At 62.9% G+C, this 17925-nt stretch carries 19 protein-coding genes; 8 read left to right on the plus strand and 11 right to left on the minus strand.

Annotated elements, in window-relative coordinates; translation table 11 throughout:
- Positions 1–11 precede the first annotated feature (11 nt).
- From BUQ73_RS09250 to BUQ73_RS09265, 4 genes are all read right to left on the minus strand, one after another.
- Entirely contained in the window at positions 12–332 is a 321-nt protein-coding gene (locus BUQ73_RS09250; protein ID WP_079227566.1) for a hypothetical protein, read from the minus strand.
- Positions 329–868 carry a thiamine pyrophosphate-binding protein gene (locus BUQ73_RS09255; RefSeq protein WP_079227567.1) on the minus strand — a complete coding sequence of 180 codons (540 nt, stop codon included), beginning with the start codon at positions 866–868 and terminating at the stop codon, positions 329–331. Before BUQ73_RS09255 ends, BUQ73_RS09250 begins: the two co-directional genes overlap by 4 nt.
- Positions 865–2058, minus strand: a complete 1194-nt coding sequence (locus tag BUQ73_RS09260) for a PepSY-associated TM helix domain-containing protein (protein ID WP_079227568.1) — start codon at positions 2056–2058, stop codon at positions 865–867. The genes BUQ73_RS09255 and BUQ73_RS09260 overlap by 4 nt, the downstream gene beginning before the upstream one ends.
- A 172-nt stretch (positions 2059–2230) precedes the next feature.
- Positions 2231–3565, minus strand: coding sequence for a lysine N(6)-hydroxylase/L-ornithine N(5)-oxygenase family protein (locus BUQ73_RS09265; protein WP_079227569.1), 1335 nt, complete (start codon positions 3563–3565; stop codon positions 2231–2233).
- A gap of 200 nt (positions 3566–3765) precedes the next feature.
- On the opposite strand from BUQ73_RS09265, the gene BUQ73_RS09270 reads away from it, so the two are divergent.
- Positions 3766–4203, plus strand: coding sequence for a spore coat protein (locus BUQ73_RS09270; protein ID WP_079227570.1), 438 nt, complete (start codon positions 3766–3768; stop codon positions 4201–4203).
- Between the two features lie 105 nt (positions 4204–4308).
- Here the strand turns inward: BUQ73_RS09270 and pbpG are convergent, their stop codons facing one another.
- From pbpG to BUQ73_RS09285, 3 genes are all read right to left on the minus strand, one after another.
- Positions 4309–5235, minus strand: a complete 927-nt coding sequence (pbpG, locus tag BUQ73_RS09275) for a D-alanyl-D-alanine endopeptidase (RefSeq protein WP_079227571.1) — start codon at positions 5233–5235, stop codon at positions 4309–4311.
- Between the two features lie 241 nt (positions 5236–5476).
- Positions 5477–5659 carry a hypothetical protein gene (locus BUQ73_RS09280; RefSeq protein WP_027918523.1) on the minus strand — a complete coding sequence of 61 codons (183 nt, stop codon included), beginning with the start codon at positions 5657–5659 and terminating at the stop codon, positions 5477–5479.
- A 94-nt stretch (positions 5660–5753) separates the two neighbouring features.
- Entirely contained in the window at positions 5754–6095 is a 342-nt protein-coding gene (locus tag BUQ73_RS09285) for a hypothetical protein (protein ID WP_079227572.1), read from the minus strand.
- 161 nt (positions 6096–6256) lie between these two features.
- Here BUQ73_RS09285 and BUQ73_RS09290 point away from each other — a divergent pair, with 161 nt between their 5' ends.
- Positions 6257–7078 (plus strand): shikimate 5-dehydrogenase, encoded by an 822-nt coding sequence (locus BUQ73_RS09290; protein ID WP_079227573.1) that lies wholly within the window; start codon positions 6257–6259, stop codon positions 7076–7078.
- Between the two features lie 175 nt (positions 7079–7253).
- On the opposite strand, the gene BUQ73_RS09295 is transcribed toward BUQ73_RS09290, so the two are convergent.
- The 3 genes from BUQ73_RS09295 to BUQ73_RS09305 all read right to left on the minus strand — a co-directional run bounded on the left by BUQ73_RS09295 (position 7254) and on the right by BUQ73_RS09305 (position 8708).
- Positions 7254–7496, minus strand: a complete 243-nt coding sequence (locus tag BUQ73_RS09295) for a hypothetical protein (protein ID WP_027918526.1) — start codon at positions 7494–7496, stop codon at positions 7254–7256.
- 96 nt (positions 7497–7592) lie between these two features.
- Complete coding sequence (gene gloA, locus BUQ73_RS09300; protein WP_027918527.1) at positions 7593–8120, minus strand: lactoylglutathione lyase; 528 nt, start codon at positions 8118–8120, stop codon at positions 7593–7595.
- A 228-nt stretch (positions 8121–8348) separates the two neighbouring features.
- Positions 8349–8708, minus strand: coding sequence for a histone-like nucleoid-structuring protein, MvaT/MvaU family (locus tag BUQ73_RS09305; protein ID WP_027918528.1), 360 nt, complete (start codon positions 8706–8708; stop codon positions 8349–8351).
- 359 nt (positions 8709–9067) lie between these two features.
- Between BUQ73_RS09305 and BUQ73_RS09310 the strand changes: the two genes are divergently transcribed.
- Positions 9068–10357 carry an OprD family porin gene (locus BUQ73_RS09310; RefSeq protein ID WP_079227574.1) on the plus strand — a complete coding sequence of 430 codons (1290 nt, stop codon included), beginning with the start codon at positions 9068–9070 and terminating at the stop codon, positions 10355–10357.
- Between the two features lie 20 nt (positions 10358–10377).
- Complete coding sequence (cobF, locus tag BUQ73_RS09315; protein ID WP_079227575.1) at positions 10378–11127, plus strand: precorrin-6A synthase (deacetylating); 750 nt, start codon at positions 10378–10380, stop codon at positions 11125–11127.
- A gap of 102 nt (positions 11128–11229) precedes the next feature.
- On the opposite strand, the gene BUQ73_RS09320 is transcribed toward cobF, so the two are convergent.
- Positions 11230–11580, minus strand: a complete 351-nt coding sequence (locus BUQ73_RS09320) for a response regulator (RefSeq protein WP_079227576.1) — start codon at positions 11578–11580, stop codon at positions 11230–11232.
- A 252-nt stretch (positions 11581–11832) separates the two neighbouring features.
- On the opposite strand from BUQ73_RS09320, the gene BUQ73_RS09325 reads away from it, so the two are divergent.
- From BUQ73_RS09325 to BUQ73_RS09340, 4 genes are read left to right on the plus strand one after another with little or no spacing between them, the layout of a single operon-like run.
- Positions 11833–15300: a response regulator gene (locus tag BUQ73_RS09325; protein WP_079227577.1), complete on the plus strand. Its 3468-nt coding sequence runs from the start codon at positions 11833–11835 to the stop codon at positions 15298–15300.
- Positions 15297–16118, plus strand: coding sequence for a CheR family methyltransferase (locus tag BUQ73_RS09330; RefSeq protein ID WP_079227578.1), 822 nt, complete (start codon positions 15297–15299; stop codon positions 16116–16118). Before BUQ73_RS09325 ends, BUQ73_RS09330 begins: the two co-directional genes overlap by 4 nt.
- Positions 16115–16690, plus strand: coding sequence for a chemotaxis protein CheB (locus BUQ73_RS09335; RefSeq protein ID WP_079227579.1), 576 nt, complete (start codon positions 16115–16117; stop codon positions 16688–16690). Before BUQ73_RS09330 ends, BUQ73_RS09335 begins: the two co-directional genes overlap by 4 nt.
- Positions 16684–17910 carry a hybrid sensor histidine kinase/response regulator gene (locus tag BUQ73_RS09340; protein WP_079227580.1) on the plus strand — a complete coding sequence of 409 codons (1227 nt, stop codon included), beginning with the start codon at positions 16684–16686 and terminating at the stop codon, positions 17908–17910. The genes BUQ73_RS09335 and BUQ73_RS09340 overlap by 7 nt, the downstream gene beginning before the upstream one ends.
- Positions 17911–17925 lie beyond the last annotated feature (15 nt).

A 17925-nucleotide genomic window follows, 5' to 3' on the forward strand; every position in this document is an offset into this window, starting at 1 on the left:
GGCAGGGCGGCTCATGGTTGCGCGATGTCGGCGTGGTCGACTTCCACGACATGGCCGGGGCCTGCGTCGAACAACACGTAGAACTCGCCGTCGGGGCGCTTGAAGGTCAGGCTCGAGTCGTCACCGAGCTTGCCGCCGACCAGCACCTGCTCGTCGTAGCCGATCACGTCGAGGGTCACCCCAGGCGCGCCGCTGCCATCGGAGAAACCGCCGGTGCACTTCACCTGGCCGCCAGCGACTTCCTCGCACTCGCACATCGGGTTGTGGGCCAGGGCCGGGCCTGCGGCCAGCACCAGCAAAGGCAGGGCGAGCCTGCGCATCAGGTGTTTCATGGTTTGCCTCCTTGTTTTTCGAGCCAGGCCACAGTGGCTGGCGAAGCCTTGGCCAGGGGCACGGATGCCTGGTGCAGGCTGCCGTCCCAGCCTTCGAGGGTGATCCAGATCTGCGCATCGGTGCGGGTGCGCGGCGGTATCGGCAGGTTGGTGACCATGCGGTACGGTGCGCCGAAGAAGATGGTGCCGGCGGCGCGCAGGCTGCGCGGCTTGCCGATGCGCAGGTAGACCGCCTTGACGTCATTCACGCAGGCCTTGCACAGCGCCGCATTGAACAGCTTGAAATGGCCGGCGGGGCCGTCGGCGCGCGGTGCTTCGTTGCGCAGTTCGGCGAGGTCGAGGCTGTAGGGGCCGACCTGAATGTCGCTGATCGGGTTCGCACCAAGCCCGGCGTCACCACGGAACAGCCTGACGTCGGCGAAGTACTTGGGCATGAAGCCCAGCGGGATGAGGATCAGCAGGATATTCAGGTGAAAGCGCCACTTCAGCCACCATTGCTTGAGTGGGCGGGCGGGCAGGGCTTGGGCCTGGCTCATGGGCGGACCTCCAGGGTGGTTTCGCGGCTTGTGCTGCGGGGGGCGCGTTCGCTGCGCTTGAGCGCCGCAGCCGTGGCCTGGGCGGTGCGCTTGGTCCAGATCAGCAGGCCGCTGAACACCATCAGGGTCAGGATCAGGCCGAAGAAGAACCAGATCAGCTTGATCGGCAGCCCGCCAAAGTCGCCGGTGTGCAGCGGGCGCATGGACTCGGTGACGAATTCCAGGGCCGAGCGGTCGCTGAGCAGGAACTGGCTGTCGACCTGGCGGGTGTAAGGGTTGACCGAGGCGCTCTGGAACATCAGCGGGTACCAGCCACGCCCGCCCATTTCGATGTGGCTGTAGGCGGTGGCCGGCAGCGAAATGGAAGTGATGTCCAGGCTCGGTATGGCCAGGCCGGCGATACGCGCGGCCTCGTCCAGGTCGATGCGCGGCGCCGGGCTGCCATCAGGTGTTTGCGGCACCTGCTCGCGGGCGATCACCGGCACGATTGGCTCGCTGGAAATGGTGATGTGGTTGTCGGAGAGGACCGCCCGGATCAGGAACCAGATGCTGGTGATGGAAATGACCGCGATGAACCAGATCGACCAGACGCCGGCCAGGCGGTGCAGGTCGCCCCAGAAGATGCGCGCGCCATGGCCGGTGCGTACCGGTTTGAAGAAGCCTTTCCAGAACTTCTTATACACCACCAGGCCTGTGACCAGCGACGCCAGCATCGGCAGCCCGAGCAGCGAAACCATGTACCAGCCCCAGCTGAAGCCGTTGGTGAAAGGCACCAGCCACCAGCCATGCAATGCACGGGTGAAGGCTTCGAAGTTGAAGTCCGGCATCTTGCCCTGAATGGCCCCGGTATACGGGTTGACGTAGAGCATCGGGCTGGAACCATCGGCGTAGGTGACCCGCGCCGTGAGCGCGAAGTGCGTGCCGTCTGGCTGGCTGAGCGAGTTGACTGCCATGTCTGGCTCGGCCTTGTGCATGGCATCGAGCACTTGCTGGAAGCTCAGGCGTTGGGCGCCGTCGTCGGGCTTGCTGGCACGCACGTCGGGGTTGGCCAGCCAGACGATCTCCTGGCTGACCACGGCCAGCATGCCGGTGAAGCAGACGATCAGCACGAAGAACCAGATTGGCAGGGCGAGCCAGCTGTGGACCAGGAACCACAGCTTGGACTTGGATTTTTTCGGTGATTTAGCCATCGGTCAGTCTTCTGAAAAAAGGGGGCGAGCACAGGCCCAACCAAAGAGGGCTGTTCTTCAAAGGACGAATGAGAATGAAAATCCTGCCGGATTAAGTGCAAGCAAATGTTTCGGCGGGTACAAACGCTGACAGGGCGCTCGTGGCGCCCTGTCGGTGGGGGAGCAGCGTGAATCAGGCGCTGGTCAGGGCCACGGCGGGCTGAGCCTTGCCATGCTGGCGTGCCAGGTCGTGGTACAGCGCCTGGCCGATTTCGGCGGCACGCGAGGGCAGGACCGAAAGCAAGGTGTCGCTGAGGCCGTGGCTGTTCTCGCAGAACCCTTGCAGATAGACCGAAGCCTGCAGGTCGGGGCTTGCCAGTACCCGGTAGTTGCGGTCGACGCTGAAGTCTTCCACATAGTTCGCCAGCGGGGCGAGCAGGTCGCGGTGCGAGCGGCGCTCGTAGCCGGTGGCAAGAATCACGGCGTCGTAGCGGTGGGTCTGCTGCTGGCCGGTGGCCAGGTCGCGCAGGGTCAGTTCGATGCCGTCGCGGGTGGCCACCACGGCCTCCACCTGGCGGCGGCACAGCACGTTGTGGCGGAACTGATGCGCCACCTTCTGCCGGTAGAGGATGCCGTAGATGCGCTCGATCAGGTCGAGGTCGACCACCGAATAGTTGGTGTTGTGGTACTCGCCGAGCAACTTGGCACGCTGGTCGGCTGGCTCGTTGTAGACCAGGTCGGTGTAGTCCGGGGAGAAAATCTCGTTGACGAACGGGCTGTCATCGGCCGGCTTGAGGGCGGAGCCGCGCAGCACCATGTCGACCTTGACCGACGGGTAGCTGTCGTTGAGGTCGATGAACGCCTCGGCGGCGCTCTGGCCCGAGCCGATCACGGCGATGCGCATTGGTTTGCCGGCCGTGCACGGCAGCTTGTTCAGGCTGCTCAGGTACTGGGAATGGTGGAAGACCCGAGGATCGTCCTTGAACGCACCGAATTTTTCGGGGATTTTCGGTGTGCCGCCGCTGCCGACCACCACCGAGCGCGTACGCCGGCTGAACTCCCGGCCTTGCCCATCACGCGAGACCAGGCGCAGGTGCTCGACGCGCCCGGCTTTCACTTCCGGCTCGATGCGCAGCACTTCTTCGCCATACACGGCCTGGGTGGCGAAATGCTCGGCTGCCCAGCGCAGGTAGTCGTTGTACTCCAGGCGGCAGGGGTAGAAGGTGCCGAGGTTGATGAAGTCGGCCAGGCGCTGCTTCTGGTGCAGGTAGTTGACGAAGCTGTAGGGGCTGGTCGGGTTGCGCAGCGAGACCAGGTCCTTGAGGAACGAGATCTGCAGTTCGCTCTGGGTGGCCAGGGTTTCGCCGTGCCAGCGGTATTCCTTCTGCTTGTCGATGAACAGCGCATCGAGGGCGTGGCCCTGGCTTTGGGCAAGTTCTTCCAGGGCGATGGCCAGGGCCAGGTTGGACGGGCCGAAGCCCACGCCGATCAGGTCCTTGATTGTTTCCGGGTGTGCAGACTGGCTCATGGCTGCGATTCCATAATGGGGCGAATGTGGGCGCATGCCGGGGCTCCGGCGCCTGCGCTTGTACATTGGGTGGAACGAGCCAGCTGAAGGGGAATTTACTGCCGGGGAGGGTGCCTGCGGCCGAGCGGGCCTAAAGGTCTGGGCCTGCCGGCCGATACGCAGGTCAACTCAAGGACCCATCGCAACGCAGGGAGAAAAACATGGTTGGTATAGCATCAGTCAGCATCAGCAACGCTTCGACCCAGGCGGCCAGCACCCTTCAGGCCGGCGACAGTGACAAGACCGAGGGCGGCAGCTCGACGCTGCAGGTCGACACGTCGAAAGTGCGCGGCGACGGGCAGGCTCAGGCGGCGGGTGGCGCTCAGGGCAGCAGCGAAAGTGATGAGCCGGCGCACATCAAGCAGCTGCGCGAGATGATCAAGAACCTGCAGAAGCAGATGGCGGAAGAACAAAGGCAGCTGGCCAGCCTGATGGCGCAGAAGGGCGATGACACCACCAAGCTGGCGGCAATCACTGCCAAGCAGGCCAGCATCGCCACCCTCAGCGGGCAGATCATCACGGCAACCGGGCAGTTGCTCGAAGCGCTGCAGGAGACCGGTGGCAGCAGTGCCGGCGGGGTGGTAAACACCCAGGCCTGAAGCCTGCCGCACCGGCCTGCGGGGCATGGCACCGGCGTGGCCGGCGCTCGCGGGCAAGTCGGGGCGCCGAACCGCCGCCCCCACAGGTAATCTGCAGGCTTCAGGTTACTCCGAAGCCAGGCGCCCCTTGCTGTGCTTGTCCGCCTTGTACTGCATGGCCACTGCCGGTGCCGGCTTGGTCGCACCGGTTTCCAGCCACTGGCGCATGCGGGTGGCGTCGGCGAAGTGGGTGTACTTGCCGAAGGCATCGAGGATCACCATGGCCACCGGTCGGTTGTCCATCTTGGTCAGCAGCACCAAGCAGTGGCCGGCCTCGTTGGTGAAACCGGTCTTGGTCAGGCTGATGTCCCAGTTGCTCTTGTTCACCAGGTGGTCGGTGTTACGGAAGCCCAGGGTGTAGTTAGGCTTGCGGAAGGCCACGGTCTTCTCGCGGGTGGTCGACAGCTCGCTCAGCATCGGGTACTTGCGCGATGCCATCAGCAACTTGGCGAGGTCGTGGGCGGTGGAGACGTTCTGCGTCGACAGGCCGGTCGGCTCGACATAGCGGGTGTGCGCCATGCCCAGGCTGCGGGCCTTGGCGTTCATCGCCTTGATGAAAGCCGGGTAGCCGCCCGGGTAATGGTTGGCCAGGGTGGTGGCAGCGCGGTTTTCCGACGACATCAGGGTAATCAGCAGGGTTTCCCGGCGGTTCAGCTCACTCCCCAGGCGCACGCGCGAGTACACCCCTTTCATGTCCGGGTTGTTGGCGATGGTCATGGTGAGCATCTCATCCATGGGCAGCTTGGCATCCAGCACCACCATCGCTGTCATCAGCTTGGTCACCGAGGCGATGGGCACCACGCGGTCGGCGCGGCTCGAATACAGTTCCTGGTTGGTATTCAGGTCGATCAGCAGGGCGCTGCCAGACGCGAGGTGCAGCTTGGACGGGTCGCGTTGGACCTGGGCCGGGGGTTGCGCAGCAGCGGTCGACGGAAGGGTCGCAGTACCTGTGAGCAACAGCAGCAGGCTGAGGATGGACAGGGATGTTTTCACGTTGAGGCTCACTAAAAGTTGGTATGTCGTTGGCTGTGCAAGGGTTTTCCCCCAAAAAACCGATGCATTCTGGAGTATGGCTGAACGCCTGTCGATTGCTCGTTGAGTCGGCTAACAGAAATGAAAAAAGCTTCATGCTGTATCGGTTTTTCTGTCTCCGTTCGTCGGTTCGCTCGGGCAAAAAAAGACCCGCCAGAGGCGGGTCAGAAGAGGCGTAGGGAGCAACGCACAACAAATTCGGTCAAGCGATCAGGCAAGCGGCCTGAAGCTGTTCTGCCAAGGCCTGGGCCGAGGCACGGGTGGCGAGCGGGCCGCTGACAGCCTCACCATTGCTTACCAGGTACCAGCAGGCCAGCAGGCCTTGCTCGCGCAGGGTGACGGGGACAGCAGTGCCGACGACGGACATGATCTGGATAGTGGCCATGGGGACCTCCTGTGAAACATGGCCCTACCTTACGCAGCAGCCGGTACGGTTTGAAATCAACTCGCTCAATAGTGCTCATCAGTTTTATCAACGGTCACCAGCGTGGCGGGCCGTAATACACCGGTGGCGGGCCGTAATAGGGGCGGTACGCCGGCGGCGGCGGTGCCGGCACGTAGTACGGTTGGTAGTAAACCGGCTGCGGCGGGGCCTGCACATACACGGGCGGTGGCCCATAGTAGGCTGGCTGGCGCTCGACATAGACGGTGCGGTCGCGGCCGCCATACACCGTCGCCCCGACCACGGCCCCGACCACGGCCGCGCCGAGCAGTGGGCCTGGGCCATACCAGCCATGCCCGCCGCCACCATGGGCAGAGGCTTGCCCGCTGATGGCCAAGGCACCGACCAGCAGGGCGATTCCGGGGAGATGACGGTTCATGAGACTTCCTCGCAAGATAACCCCGCGCTTGGGGCCTTATTACTATGACTCCGGTCTCTGTAAGCCGAGCACAGGGGAACGGTAAAGGTTGTGTAAGGGACGACCAGTGGTTGTGTCTGTTAGGCTGCACAAACGATTCAGTTATGAAAAAGGAGCAGGTTATGGCGACAACTCCCAGCAGAGACACGGTGCTGTGCATATCCCTGGCCGGGCGGCCTGGCACCTTTGGCGTGCGTTTTCATAATCACCTCTACCAGCAGCTGGGCCTTGACTATTACTACAAGGCCATGACCACCGACGACCTGCCGGCAGCAGTTGCAGGCATTCGCGCGCTGGGCATTCGCGGCTGTGGCGTGTCGATGCCGTACAAGGAGGCCTGCATGGCCTTGGTCGATGAAATCGACCCGTCGGCGGCGGCGATCAAGTCGGTAAACACCCTGGTCAACAGCGCAGGCCACCTGAAGGCCTACAACACCGATTACCTGGCCGTGCGGCAACTGCTTGAGGCGCACCAGGTCGACCCTGCCACGGCCTTTGCCTTGCGCGGCAGCGGTGGCATGGCCAAGGCCGTGGCCAGTGCCCTGCGCGATGCCGGGTTCCGCGAAGGCATCATCGTCGCCCGCAACGAGCAGGCCGGGCGGCAGCTGGCGGACGTTTGCGGGTATCGCTGGGTGGCCGAACTGGGCGACTTGTGCCCGCCGATGCTGGTGAATGTGACGCCAATCGGCATGGCCGGCGGGCCGGAGGCCGATGTGCTGGCCTTCAGCGAAAACGCCATCGCGGCGGCCGAGCGGGTATTTGATGTGGTGGCGATGCCGGCGCGCACGCCATTGATCCAGCGGGCAGAGGCGCTGGGCAAGCCGGTGATTACCGGGCTGGACGTGATCGCGTTGCAGGCATTGGAACAGTTCGTGCTGTACACCGGGGTGCGGCCCAGCCGTGAACAGGTTGAAGCGGCGGTAGCTTATGCGCGAAATGTCTGATTAACCCGATCTCCTGTAGGAGCGGCCTTGCCGGGGCGCCGGACCGGTCGGATAGGGCTGCAAGGCAGCCCCAGCGATTTATGCATCAAGGCTGATGTCTTGGGGCTGCTTAGCAGCCCTATCCGACCGGTCCGGCGCCCCGGCAAGGCCGCTCCTACAGTTCCCGCGCAGGTCTTCAGAAGGCTTTGTGCCCTTTGTCCAGCTGCTCGTCCACCAATGCCCGGCCATGGGCCAACGACACATGCTGAGCATTCTCAAGGTCCGAGAAGAACTTCATCGGCATGGCCATGCGCCTGCTGGTGTGCCCCTGGGGGTCGGTGATCAGGCAACCGGCGGCATAGGGCAGGGGGGAATCGGGGTGGGGCATCACGCTGGCGGTGATGGTGTGGTCGCGGTATTCACAGTGAAGAGATTGCATCGTCCTGTACCTCGCTGTGGCATGTGAAGCGCTTACCTTCATATACCACAGCAAGGGGCCAGGAGTTCCCGGCCCGACGAGCGCGAACTGCGGCTGTCAGCCCTTCAGTTCGGTTGGCTGGATCACTTCCACCCAGTAACCGTCCGGGTCCTTGACGAAGGCCAGGTGGTTCATGCGGCCGTCCTGCAGGCGCTTCTGGAATGGTACGTTCAGCTCTTCGAAGCGGGCGCAGGCAACACGCACGTCCGGCACCGAAATGCAGATGTGGCCAAAGCCGCGCGGGTCGGTGTTGCCGTTGTGGTAGGCGAACTCGGCGTCGTTCTCGGTGCCGTGGTTGTGGGTCAGCTCCAGCACGCCCGGGATCGACTTCATCCACTGGTGGCGCGCGGCGTCGTCGGCAGGGATCTGCGCCGGGTCGACCAGGGCCAGGAAGTACAGGCTGAAGGCAGCTTCAGGGAAGTCACGCTTGTCGACCAGGCGGAAGCCCAGCACGCGGGTGTAGAAGTCCAGCGACTTCTCGATGTCCTTGACCCGCAGCATGGTGTGGTTGAAGACGAACTGGGCGGTGGCAGCGTCTGGCTGCGCGGTGACGCCAGGCAGGGTTTGCAGATCGTGCAGGCTCATGGGTACTCCAGAGACGGGGCCGGCATCAGGTGCCAGCGAAACAGACAGGAGGGCCATGATACGGCAGTGAAGCGTCTGCGCAAATGAAAGCGCCCTGCTCGGTGGGAGCAGGGCGCCGGAATTAGAGGCCCGCATGTGCGGGCGCGTGATGGGGTCGCTAGTCCTTTAGCTGTCTCGATACTGCTGCAGCCCTTGTGAAAAAAGTGTGAAGTGGGCGTTGATGTTTCATCAGCGCACCCAGCTTTCCACGGTAGCGGCCCCGTACTGTTCTTTCCATGCCTTGAGGCCGCGGTGGTTGCCGCCTTTGGTCTCGATCAGCTCGCCGCTGTGCGGGTTTTCGTAGACTTTCACCACGCGCGGGCGACGCTGCTGTTTCGGTGCACTGGCAGTGCCACGGGTTACCGCCTTCGGGTCGAGGATGGCGATGATATCGCGCAGACTTTTGTCATAGCTTTTCATCAGGCCGACTAGTTTCTGCTCGAATTCGATTTCGCGTTTGAGGCCGGCATCCTTTTTCAGCGCTTCCAGTTGTGCCATCTGTTCCTGGAGCGCTTTTTCGGCAGCACGAAACTCTGCAAGTCTGGACACTGTAATCACTCCTGTACGTCTTCCGTGGCAGGGCGTGACGAACATTGATAAGACTAAACGCCGGCCACGCGGGTGGGTAAAGCTGTTCGCTGACATCGAGTGTAGACACTTGCTTGAATTCGGTAAACCGCAAACTTTTTATAAGTAAGACGGGAACTTTCCAAGTTTTCCGGGCGGTAATTGATGCGTTTTTTCGGCCCGCCTGTCAGGGGCTCTAGACCATGGTCCAATGGCCCGGCCCAGAGCGTTTGAGCGATCATTTCAGATGATGGTCGGCGTATGTTCGGCCGCGACGCATTAGCGTGACGCAGGTGCGTCATGATTTGTTTTTTTCGCCTTTCTTGTGGATGTTCCCTCGCATGTTTTCCCCCCTTCCTCTCGCCCCCGGGCGTCGTGTTGCCGGCTTGTTCCTGTTGTGTACCGGCGCGCATGCCCAGGCCGCCGGTTTTCTTGAAGACACTAGTGCCAAGGTCGAAGCACGCAATGTCTACTTCAACCGGGATTTTCGTGACGGCCACAGCAGTTCCAGCCAGGGTGCGTCAAAACGTGAAGAGTGGGCGCAAGGCTTCATTCTCAATGTGCAGTCGGTTTATACCCAGGGCCCGGTCGGCTTCGGTGTGGATGCACTGGGCATGTTCGGTTTGAAGCTCGACTCCAGCCCGTCCGACAGTAACAGTGGTTTGCTGCCTTCTTCCGGGCACGACCCACGTCACTCTGCCGACCAATACGCGAAGATGGGCCTGGCGGCGAAGGTCAAGGTGTCCAACACGGTACTGAAGTACGGCTCGATGATGCCGGATGTACCGTTGTTGAAATACAACGATGGTCGCCTGTTGCCGACCATGTTCCACGGCGCAATGCTGACCTCCGAAGAAGTACGCGACCTGAAGTTCACCCTGGCTCGCTTGAACAAGTACACCGCGCGAGATTCCACTGATCGCCAGGACATTCGTGTGCATTGCAAGAACAAGCGCTATGCCTGCGATATCGAAGCCGATCACTTCGACCTGGCTGGCCTGGACTACCGTTTCAACGACCGGATCAGTGCCCAGTATCAGGTCGCCAAACTGGAAAACATCTACCGCCAGCATTTCCTTGGCCTGGTCGCCAGCCAGCCGCTCGCGGTCGGTAGCCTGTCGGCAGACCTGCGCCTGATCAAGAGCGATGACATCGGCAACGCCCGCGCCGGAGAGATCGACCACCGTGCCTTCAGCGGCATGCTCGGCTACAGCCTGGGCGGGCACAAGATCAGCGCCGGCTGGCAGCGCATGTACGGCGAGAGCGCCATGCCGTACCTCGATGGCAGCAACCCGTACCTGGTCAACTACGCCCAGGTCAACGACTTCGCCGCCGCCCAGGAACGCTCCTGGCAGTTGCGCTACGACTACGATTTCAAAGCCCTCGGCGTACCCGGCCTGAGCTTCTTTACCCGCTACATCAACGGTGACCACATCAAGGTCCCGGGCAGCAATGCCGAAGGCAAGGAATGGGAACGCGACACCGAACTCAAGTACCAGGTGCAAGGCGGGACCTTCAAGGATGTCAGCGTGCGCCTGCGCAACTCCACCTACCGCAGCAACTATGAGAAGTGGGCGCGTGACATGGACGAGACCCGGGTCATCGTCAGCTATAACTTCTCTATTCTCTAGGTCACAGGCCGGGCGGTGCCATGAAGGACTTGTTGTTGATTGGCATCGGCCCGGGCGACCCACGCCAGATTACCGTTGAGGCGGTCGATGCATTGCGCAGCGCCACGCTGTTCTTCGTGCTCGACAAAGGCGCTGGCAAGGATGAACTGGTGCGCCTGCGCAAGGCCATGCTTGAACGCTACCGGCCAGAGGGCGGCTACCGCCTGGTGCAGGTCGCGGACCCGCAGCGTGATGCCGAGGCTGCGGATTATGCCGGCGCGGTTCACGACTGGCACCGCCAGCGTGCCGCACTGTACGCCCGGTTGATCACTGAGGAGATGGGCGCCGACGATATCGGCGCCTTTTTGCTATGGGGTGAACCGGGCCTGTACGACAGCACCTTGCGCATTCTTGACCTGGTCCGCGAACGCGGGGTGGCCTTGCGCCTGCAGGTGATCCCCGGCATCAGCAGTGTGCAGGCCCTGGCGGCGCGGCATCAGGTTCCGCTCAATCGCATTGGCGAGCCGCTGACTGTGCTGCCAGGGCGGCGCCTGGCCGAGCAGGGGCAGGTGGACAATGTGGCGGTTATGCTCGATGGGCAGTGCGCGTTTGCCACGCTGGAGGACCCGGCGCTGGTGATCTACTGGGGCGCTTACCTGGGCACCGAGCATGAAGTGCTCATCGCCGGGCCATTGCAGGCCGTGAAAGCACGGATTCTTGAAGTGCGCGAGCGGGAGCGGGCGCGCATGGGGTGGATCATGGATACCTACCTCTTGCGGCGGGAGCTGTAAGGTGGGGTGCCTGTACCGGCCTCTTCGCGGCTGAAGCCGCTCCTACAGGGATGCAACAGGCCTGTAGGAGCAGCTTTAGCCGCGAAACAGGCGCCGCCGTTCTCAAGGCGTACCCAATATCTCCACGACCTTGTCGCGCAACTGGTCGATGCTGAAAGGCTTGCCAATCATGTGCATGCCCTCGGGCACATCGAAACTCTCGGCATAACCGCTGGCAAACAGCACCGGCAGCAACGGCCGCGCCGCACGGGCCTTGGCCGCCAGTTCTTCGCCGCGCATGTCCGGCAGGCCCACGTCGGTTACCAGTAGAGCCAGTTGCTGGCTGGCATCTTCGATGATCTTCAGCGCCGCCGTGGCATCTTCCGCTTCAATAGTGCTGTAGCCTAATTCATCGAGCACTTCGAGCATCAGCATACGGACGATGTCGTCGTCTTCGACAACCAGAAGTTGCATGGTGGGTTCCCTGTTGAAAAAGTCATGTTCCTACTCTGTGCGCCAGGCAGCATCAGAAGTTCCCGAGGATACCGACAGTCGCACTTCGATGGAACGATTCTCACAGGCAGCCTTCAAATACTGGCTAAATGCCCTGCCGAAGCCGCCCAAGCGGGTTAGACTCGCATGTTGACCGGTGAGCGCAGCGGCAGACAATAACAGGCTTCAGCCGCCACACTTTTCAATGGACTTTTTTCGCGCGGGCGTTTTCAGATGATTCAAGCAGCCTCGATGGACCAGCAAAGCTTCCGCAAGCTGTTGAGCCGCAATGTCGGCCTGCCCCTGGGGGTAGGCCTGCTTGGCGCCGTGGCCTTTGTCGCGGTGATCAACTACCTGCTTTCGGCCATGCAATGGGTCGAGCACACCGATCGGGTGATCGGCAATGCCAACGAGACGGTCAAGCTGTCGATCGACATGGAAACCGGCATGCGCGGTTTTCTGATCACCGGTGACGAACGCTTCCTCGACCCCTACGAGGTGGCCAAGCCGCGCATCCTCGGCAGCCTGCAGAGCCTGCGCGCCATGGTCGAGGACAACCCGCAGCAAGTCGACCGTATCGACCGGCTGATCGCCCTGCAGAACGCCTGGAACGCCTTTGGTGGCGAGATGATCAGCCAGCGCCGCGGCGGTGGTGACTACCGCGCCTCGGTCGGCAATGGCCGTGGCAAGCGCATCACCGACGAAATACGCAAGGAGTTCGATGGCCTGATCGGCACCGAACAGCAATTGCGCATGGCGCGCACCGAGAAGGTCAGCACTGTCACCGTCACCGCCATTTCCGTGTTTGTGCTGTTGATCGTCGGCCTCAGCGCCTTGCTCGCCTACCTCGGCCGCCGTGACCTGCTGGCACTGTCGGCCAGCTACACCGAAAACCTGCAGGCTCAGCAGCGCGCCGCCGAGCGCCTGGAGCGCCAGGCCTGGCTGCGCAATGGTCAGACGCAACTGGCCGAGCAGGTGCTGGGCCAGCTGACCTTGCCAATGCTTGGCGACAATATCCTGCGCTTCTTCGCCAGCTACCTGGGCAGTGTGGTCGGTGCGCTCTACGTGCGCGACGAACATGGCCACCTGGTGCGGGTGGCCAGCTATGGCCTGAGCAGCGAAGAACAGGCCCGCCAGCAGGTGCTGGGTGACCACGACGGCCTGCTGGCCCAAGCCGTACGTGAAGGGCGCCTGTTGCGCCTGGATGACCTGCCGCAGGACTACTACCGGCTCAGCTCGGGCCTTGGCGACGGCCTGCCGCGTGGCGCCTTGCTGATGCCTGCGCGTAACGACGGGCAGATCAACGGCGTGCTCGAACTCGGTTTTCTGCGTCCGCTGCAGGACCGCGACGACGAGCTGATGGAGCGGGTGAGTGAAAACCTCGGCATCTCCATCGAAAGCGCCCGCTACCGCCAACGCTTGCAGGAAGTGCTGGCCGAAACCCAGCAACTCAACGAAGAACTGCAGGTGCAGCAGGAAGAACTCAAGACCGCCAACGAAGAACTCGAAGAGCAATCGCGGGTGCTCAAGGAATCCCAGGCGCATCTGGAAACCCAGCAGGCGGAACTTGAACAGACCAACGAACAGTTGTCCGAACGCACCGACGCCCTGGACCGCAAGAACGACGAACTGAGCCAGGCTCAGGAAGAACTGCAGGCCCGTGCCGACGACCTGCAGCGCTCGAGCAAGTACAAGTCCGAATTCCTCGCCAACATGTCCCACGAGCTGCGCACGCCGCTCAACAGCTCGCTGATCCTGGCCAAGCTGCTGGCCGAGAACGGCGAGGGCAACCTCAGTGCCGAGCAGGTCAAGTTCGCCGAGTCCATCTATTCTGCCGGCAACGACTTGCTGAACCTGATCAACGACATCCTCGACATCGCCAAGGTCGAGGCCGGCAAGCTCGAAGTGCGCCCCGAAAGCACACAGCTCGAGCGCCTGGTCGAAGGCCTGCGCGGCATGTTCCTGCCGCTGGCCGAGCACAAGGGCCTGGGCTTTGACGTCACGGTCGAAGCACAGGTGCCAGCGACCTTGTTCACCGACCGCCAGCGCCTGGAGCAGATTCTCAAGAACCTGCTGTCCAACGCCATCAAGTTCACCGAGCGTGGCCAGGTCAGCCTGAACATCGGCTACCAGGTCGGCAGTGGCATCATCTTCTCGGTGCGCGACAGTGGCATCGGCATTGCCGCCGACCAGCAGCAGGCGATTTTCGGCGCCTTCCACCAGGTCGATGGCACCAGCAACCGCCGCTACGGCGGCACCGGCCTGGGCCTGTCGATCTCGCGCGACCTGGCGCATTTGCTCGGCGGGCAGATCAGCGTCGACAGCAGCCCAGGGCAGGGCAGTGTGTTCAACCTGCTCATGCCCGAACGCTACGAGTCGCAAGGTGAGGAGATCGAAGCGCTGAGCCTTCGGCCGGCGGTCGACAGCTTGCCGCCGGCGCCGTCGATTGCCGCGCCTGCAGTGTCCAAGCGCCCGGCCCCGGCCTTCAGCGATGACCGTGAGCGTGCACCGTTTGGCAACCGCTGCATCCTGGTGGTCGAAGATGAGCCCAATTTCGCCCGCATTCTCTACGACCTGGCGCACGAGCTGGGTTACAGCTGCCTGGTGGCGCCGTGCGCCGATGAGGGCTTCGAGCTGGCCGAGCAGTACATTCCCGACGCCATCCTGCTGGACATGCGCCTGCCCGACCATTCCGGGCTGACCGTGCTGCAGCGCCTCAAGGAGCAGGCCACCACCCGGCACATCCCGGTGCACATCATCTCGGTGGAAGACCGGGTAGAGGCGGCCATGCACATGGGCGCGGTGGGCTATGCGGTCAAGCCGACCAGCCGTGAGGAGCTCAAGGAGGTCTTCGCCCGCCTGGAAGCCAAGCTGACACAGAAGCTCAAGCACATCCTGCTGGTGGAAGACGACGACCTGCAGCGCGAGAGCATCGCCCGCCTGATCGGCGACGAAGATGTCGAGATCACTGCCGTGGCCATGGCCCAGGACGCCCTGGCGCTGCTGCGCGAAAATATCTACGACTGCATGATCATCGACCTCAAGCTGCCCGACATGCTCGGCAACGAGCTGCTCAAGCGCATGACCGCCGAGGATATCCGCTCGTTCCCGCCGGTGATCGTCTACACCGGGCGCAACCTCACCCGCGAGGAAGAGGCCGACCTGCTCAAGTATTCGCGCTCGATCATCATCAAGGGCGCGCGCTCGCCAGAGCGCCTGCTCGATGAAGTGACGCTGTTCCTGCACAAAGTGGAATCGCAGCTGTCCCATGAACGCCAGCGCATGCTCAAGACCGCGCGCAGCCGCGACAAGGTCTTCGAAGGGCGCAAGGTGCTGCTGGTGGACGACGATGTGCGTAACATCTTCGCCCTGACCAGTGCCCTGGAGCACAAGGGCGCGATCGTCGAGATCGGCCGCAACGGGCGCGAAGCCATCGAGCGCCTGGAGCAGCACGATGACATCGACCTGGTGCTGATGGACGTGATGATGCCGGAGATGGACGGTTTCGAGGCCACCCGCCTGATCCGCCAGCAGCCGCGCTGGCGCAAGCTGCCGATCATCGCCGTGACTGCCAAGGCGATGAAGGACGACCAGCAGCGTTGCCTGCAGGCCGGCGCCAATGATTACCTGGCCAAACCGATCGACCTGGACCGCCTGTTCTCGTTGATCCGCGTGTGGCTACCGCAACTGGAGCGAATTTGACTAGCGAGCGCAACACCGACATCGAGATCCGGCTGCTGATCGAGGCGATCTACCTCAAGTACAGCTACGATTTTCGCAACTACTCCGGCGCATCGATCAAGCGCCGGGTCCTGCATGCGCTACGCCAGTTCGACTGCCTCACAGTGTCGGCGCTGCAGGAGCGGGTGCTGCACGACCCGGGCATGTTCATGCAGCTGCTGCAGTACCTGACGATCCCGGTCAGCGAGATGTTCCGCGACCCCGGCCACTTCCTCGCGCTGCGCCAGGAAGTGGTGCCGCTGCTGCGCACCTGGCCGTCGATCAAGGTGTGGATTGCCGGTTGCAGCACCGGTGAAGAGGTGTATTCGATGGCCATCCTGCTGCGCGAGGAGGGCCTGCTCGAACGCACCATCATTTATGCCACCGACATCAACCCACATTCGCTGGACCGCGCCAAGCAGGGTATCTACTCGATGCAGAGCATGCGCGAGTACGAAGAAAACTACCGCCTGGCCGGCGGGCGCCGCGACTTTGCCGAGTACTACACCGCCGCCTACGGCAACGCCATCATGGACAGCAGCCTGCGCGAAAACGTGACCTTTGCCGACCACAGCCTGGCCACTGACAGTGTGTTTTCCGAAACCCAGCTGGTGTCCTGCCGCAACGTGCTGATCTACTTCAACAAGGAACTGCAGGACCGCGCCCTCGGCCTGTTCCACGAGTCGCTGTGCCACCGTGGTTTCCTGGTGTTGGGCAGCAAGGAATCGGTGGATTTTTCCGCCTATAGCGGGCGTTTCGAGCCGTTGGTCAAACCCGAACGGATCTTCCGCAAATCATGAACGGCGTACGCGCGGTGGTCATTGGCGCCTCGGCGGGTGGCGTCACGGCACTGTTCTCGGTGCTCGGGGCGTTGCCTGCCGGTTTCGCCATTCCGGTGCTGTGCGTGCTGCACCTGCCTGACGACCGCCACAGCCAGCTGGCCGAAGTGCTGCAACGGCGTTTGCAGCGGCCGGTGCGCCAGGCCTGTGACAAGGAAGCCATTGCCCCTGGGCAGATCTACGTGGCCGGGCCGGGCTATCACTTGTCGGTGGAAGCCGACCTCAGCCTGTCGCTGAGCCAGGAAGAACCGGTGCATTTCTCGCGCCCGGCCATCGATTTTCTCTTCACCTCGGCGGCCGATGCCTATGGCCCCGGGCTGCTCGGCGTGCTGCTCACCGGGGCCAACGAAGATGGCGCCGAAGGGCTTGCCTACATCAAGAACAGCGGTGGCCGGACCGTGGTCCAAGACCCCCGCGACGCACAGGTGGCGCTGATGCCGGAGGCCGCCCTGGCCCTGCACGCGCCTGACCTTATCCTTTCTCTGAGCGGTATCGGGCAATTGCTCGCTACCCTGGAACCCAGCGCATGCTAAGCCTCACCACTGCCAAACTGCTGATCGTCGACGACCTGCCGGAAAACCTGCTGGCTCTCGCCGCCCTGATCCAGGGTGAAGACCGCGAGGTGCACCAGGCGCAGTCGGCGGAAGCAGCCTTGTCGCTGTTGCTCGAGCACGAGTTCGCCCTGGCCATTCTCGACGTGCAGATGCCAGGCATGAACGGCTTCGAGCTGGCCGAACTGATGCGCGGCACGGAAAAGACCCGCAACATTCCGATCGTCTTCGTCACCGCTGCCGGGCGCGAAATGAACTATGCCTTCAAGGGCTACGAGAGCGGCGCCGTGGATTTCCTGCACAAGCCCCTCGACACCGTGGCGGTGAAGAGCAAGGTGTCGGTGTTCGTCGACCTGTATCGCCAGCGCAAGGTGCTCGACCGCCAGTTGCAGGCGCTTGAGCGCAGCCGCCAGGAGCAGGAGTTGCTGCTGGCCCAGTTGCAGGTGGCGCGTGGCGAGCTGGAACACGCAGTGCGGATGCGCGACGACTTCATGTCGATCGTTGCCCATGAAGTGCGCACGCCGCTCAACGGCCTGATCCTGGAAGCCCAGTTGCGCAAGATGCACCTGGCGCGCGGCAATCACGACGCGTTCAGCCCCGATAAGCTGCAGGCCATGGTCGAGCGTGACGAGCGCCAGATCAACAGCCTGATCCGCCTGATCGAGGACATGCTCGACGTGTCGCGCATTCGCACCGGCAAGTTGTCACTGCGGCCCAGGGCGTTCGACCTGAGTCAGCTGGTACGCGGCCTTGTAGAGAACTTCGCGGCCCAGGCCACGGCGTTGCAGACGCACATCGAGCTGCAGCGCTGTGAGCCTTTGCAGGGCGAGTGGGACGAATTTCGCATTGAGCAAGTGCTGGCCAACCTGTTGTCCAACGCCTTGCGCTATGGCGAGCGCCAGCCGGTGCAAGTGCGGGTGTTCGAGCAGGGCGGCATGGCCTGGGTGCAGGTGCAGGACCACGGGATCGGTATCAGCGCTGCCAACCAGCAACGGATCTTCCAGCAGTTCGAGCGCGTGGCCACCCAGCAGGCCAGCGCCGGGTTGGGGCTGGGGTTGTATATCTCCGAGCAGATCGTGCATGCCCACGGCGGGCGTATCGAGGTGCAAAGCGAGGAGGGCAAGGGTGCCACGTTCAGCCTGCAGCTGCCGCTGGCGGGCAAAACCGAACAAAACGACCAGCTGCGGGCAACCTCCGCGTAAGCCTGGGGTCAGATG

The organism is Pseudomonas putida, assembly GCF_002025705.1.
In the GTDB taxonomy this organism is placed as follows: domain Bacteria; phylum Pseudomonadota; class Gammaproteobacteria; order Pseudomonadales; family Pseudomonadaceae; genus Aquipseudomonas; species Aquipseudomonas putida_J.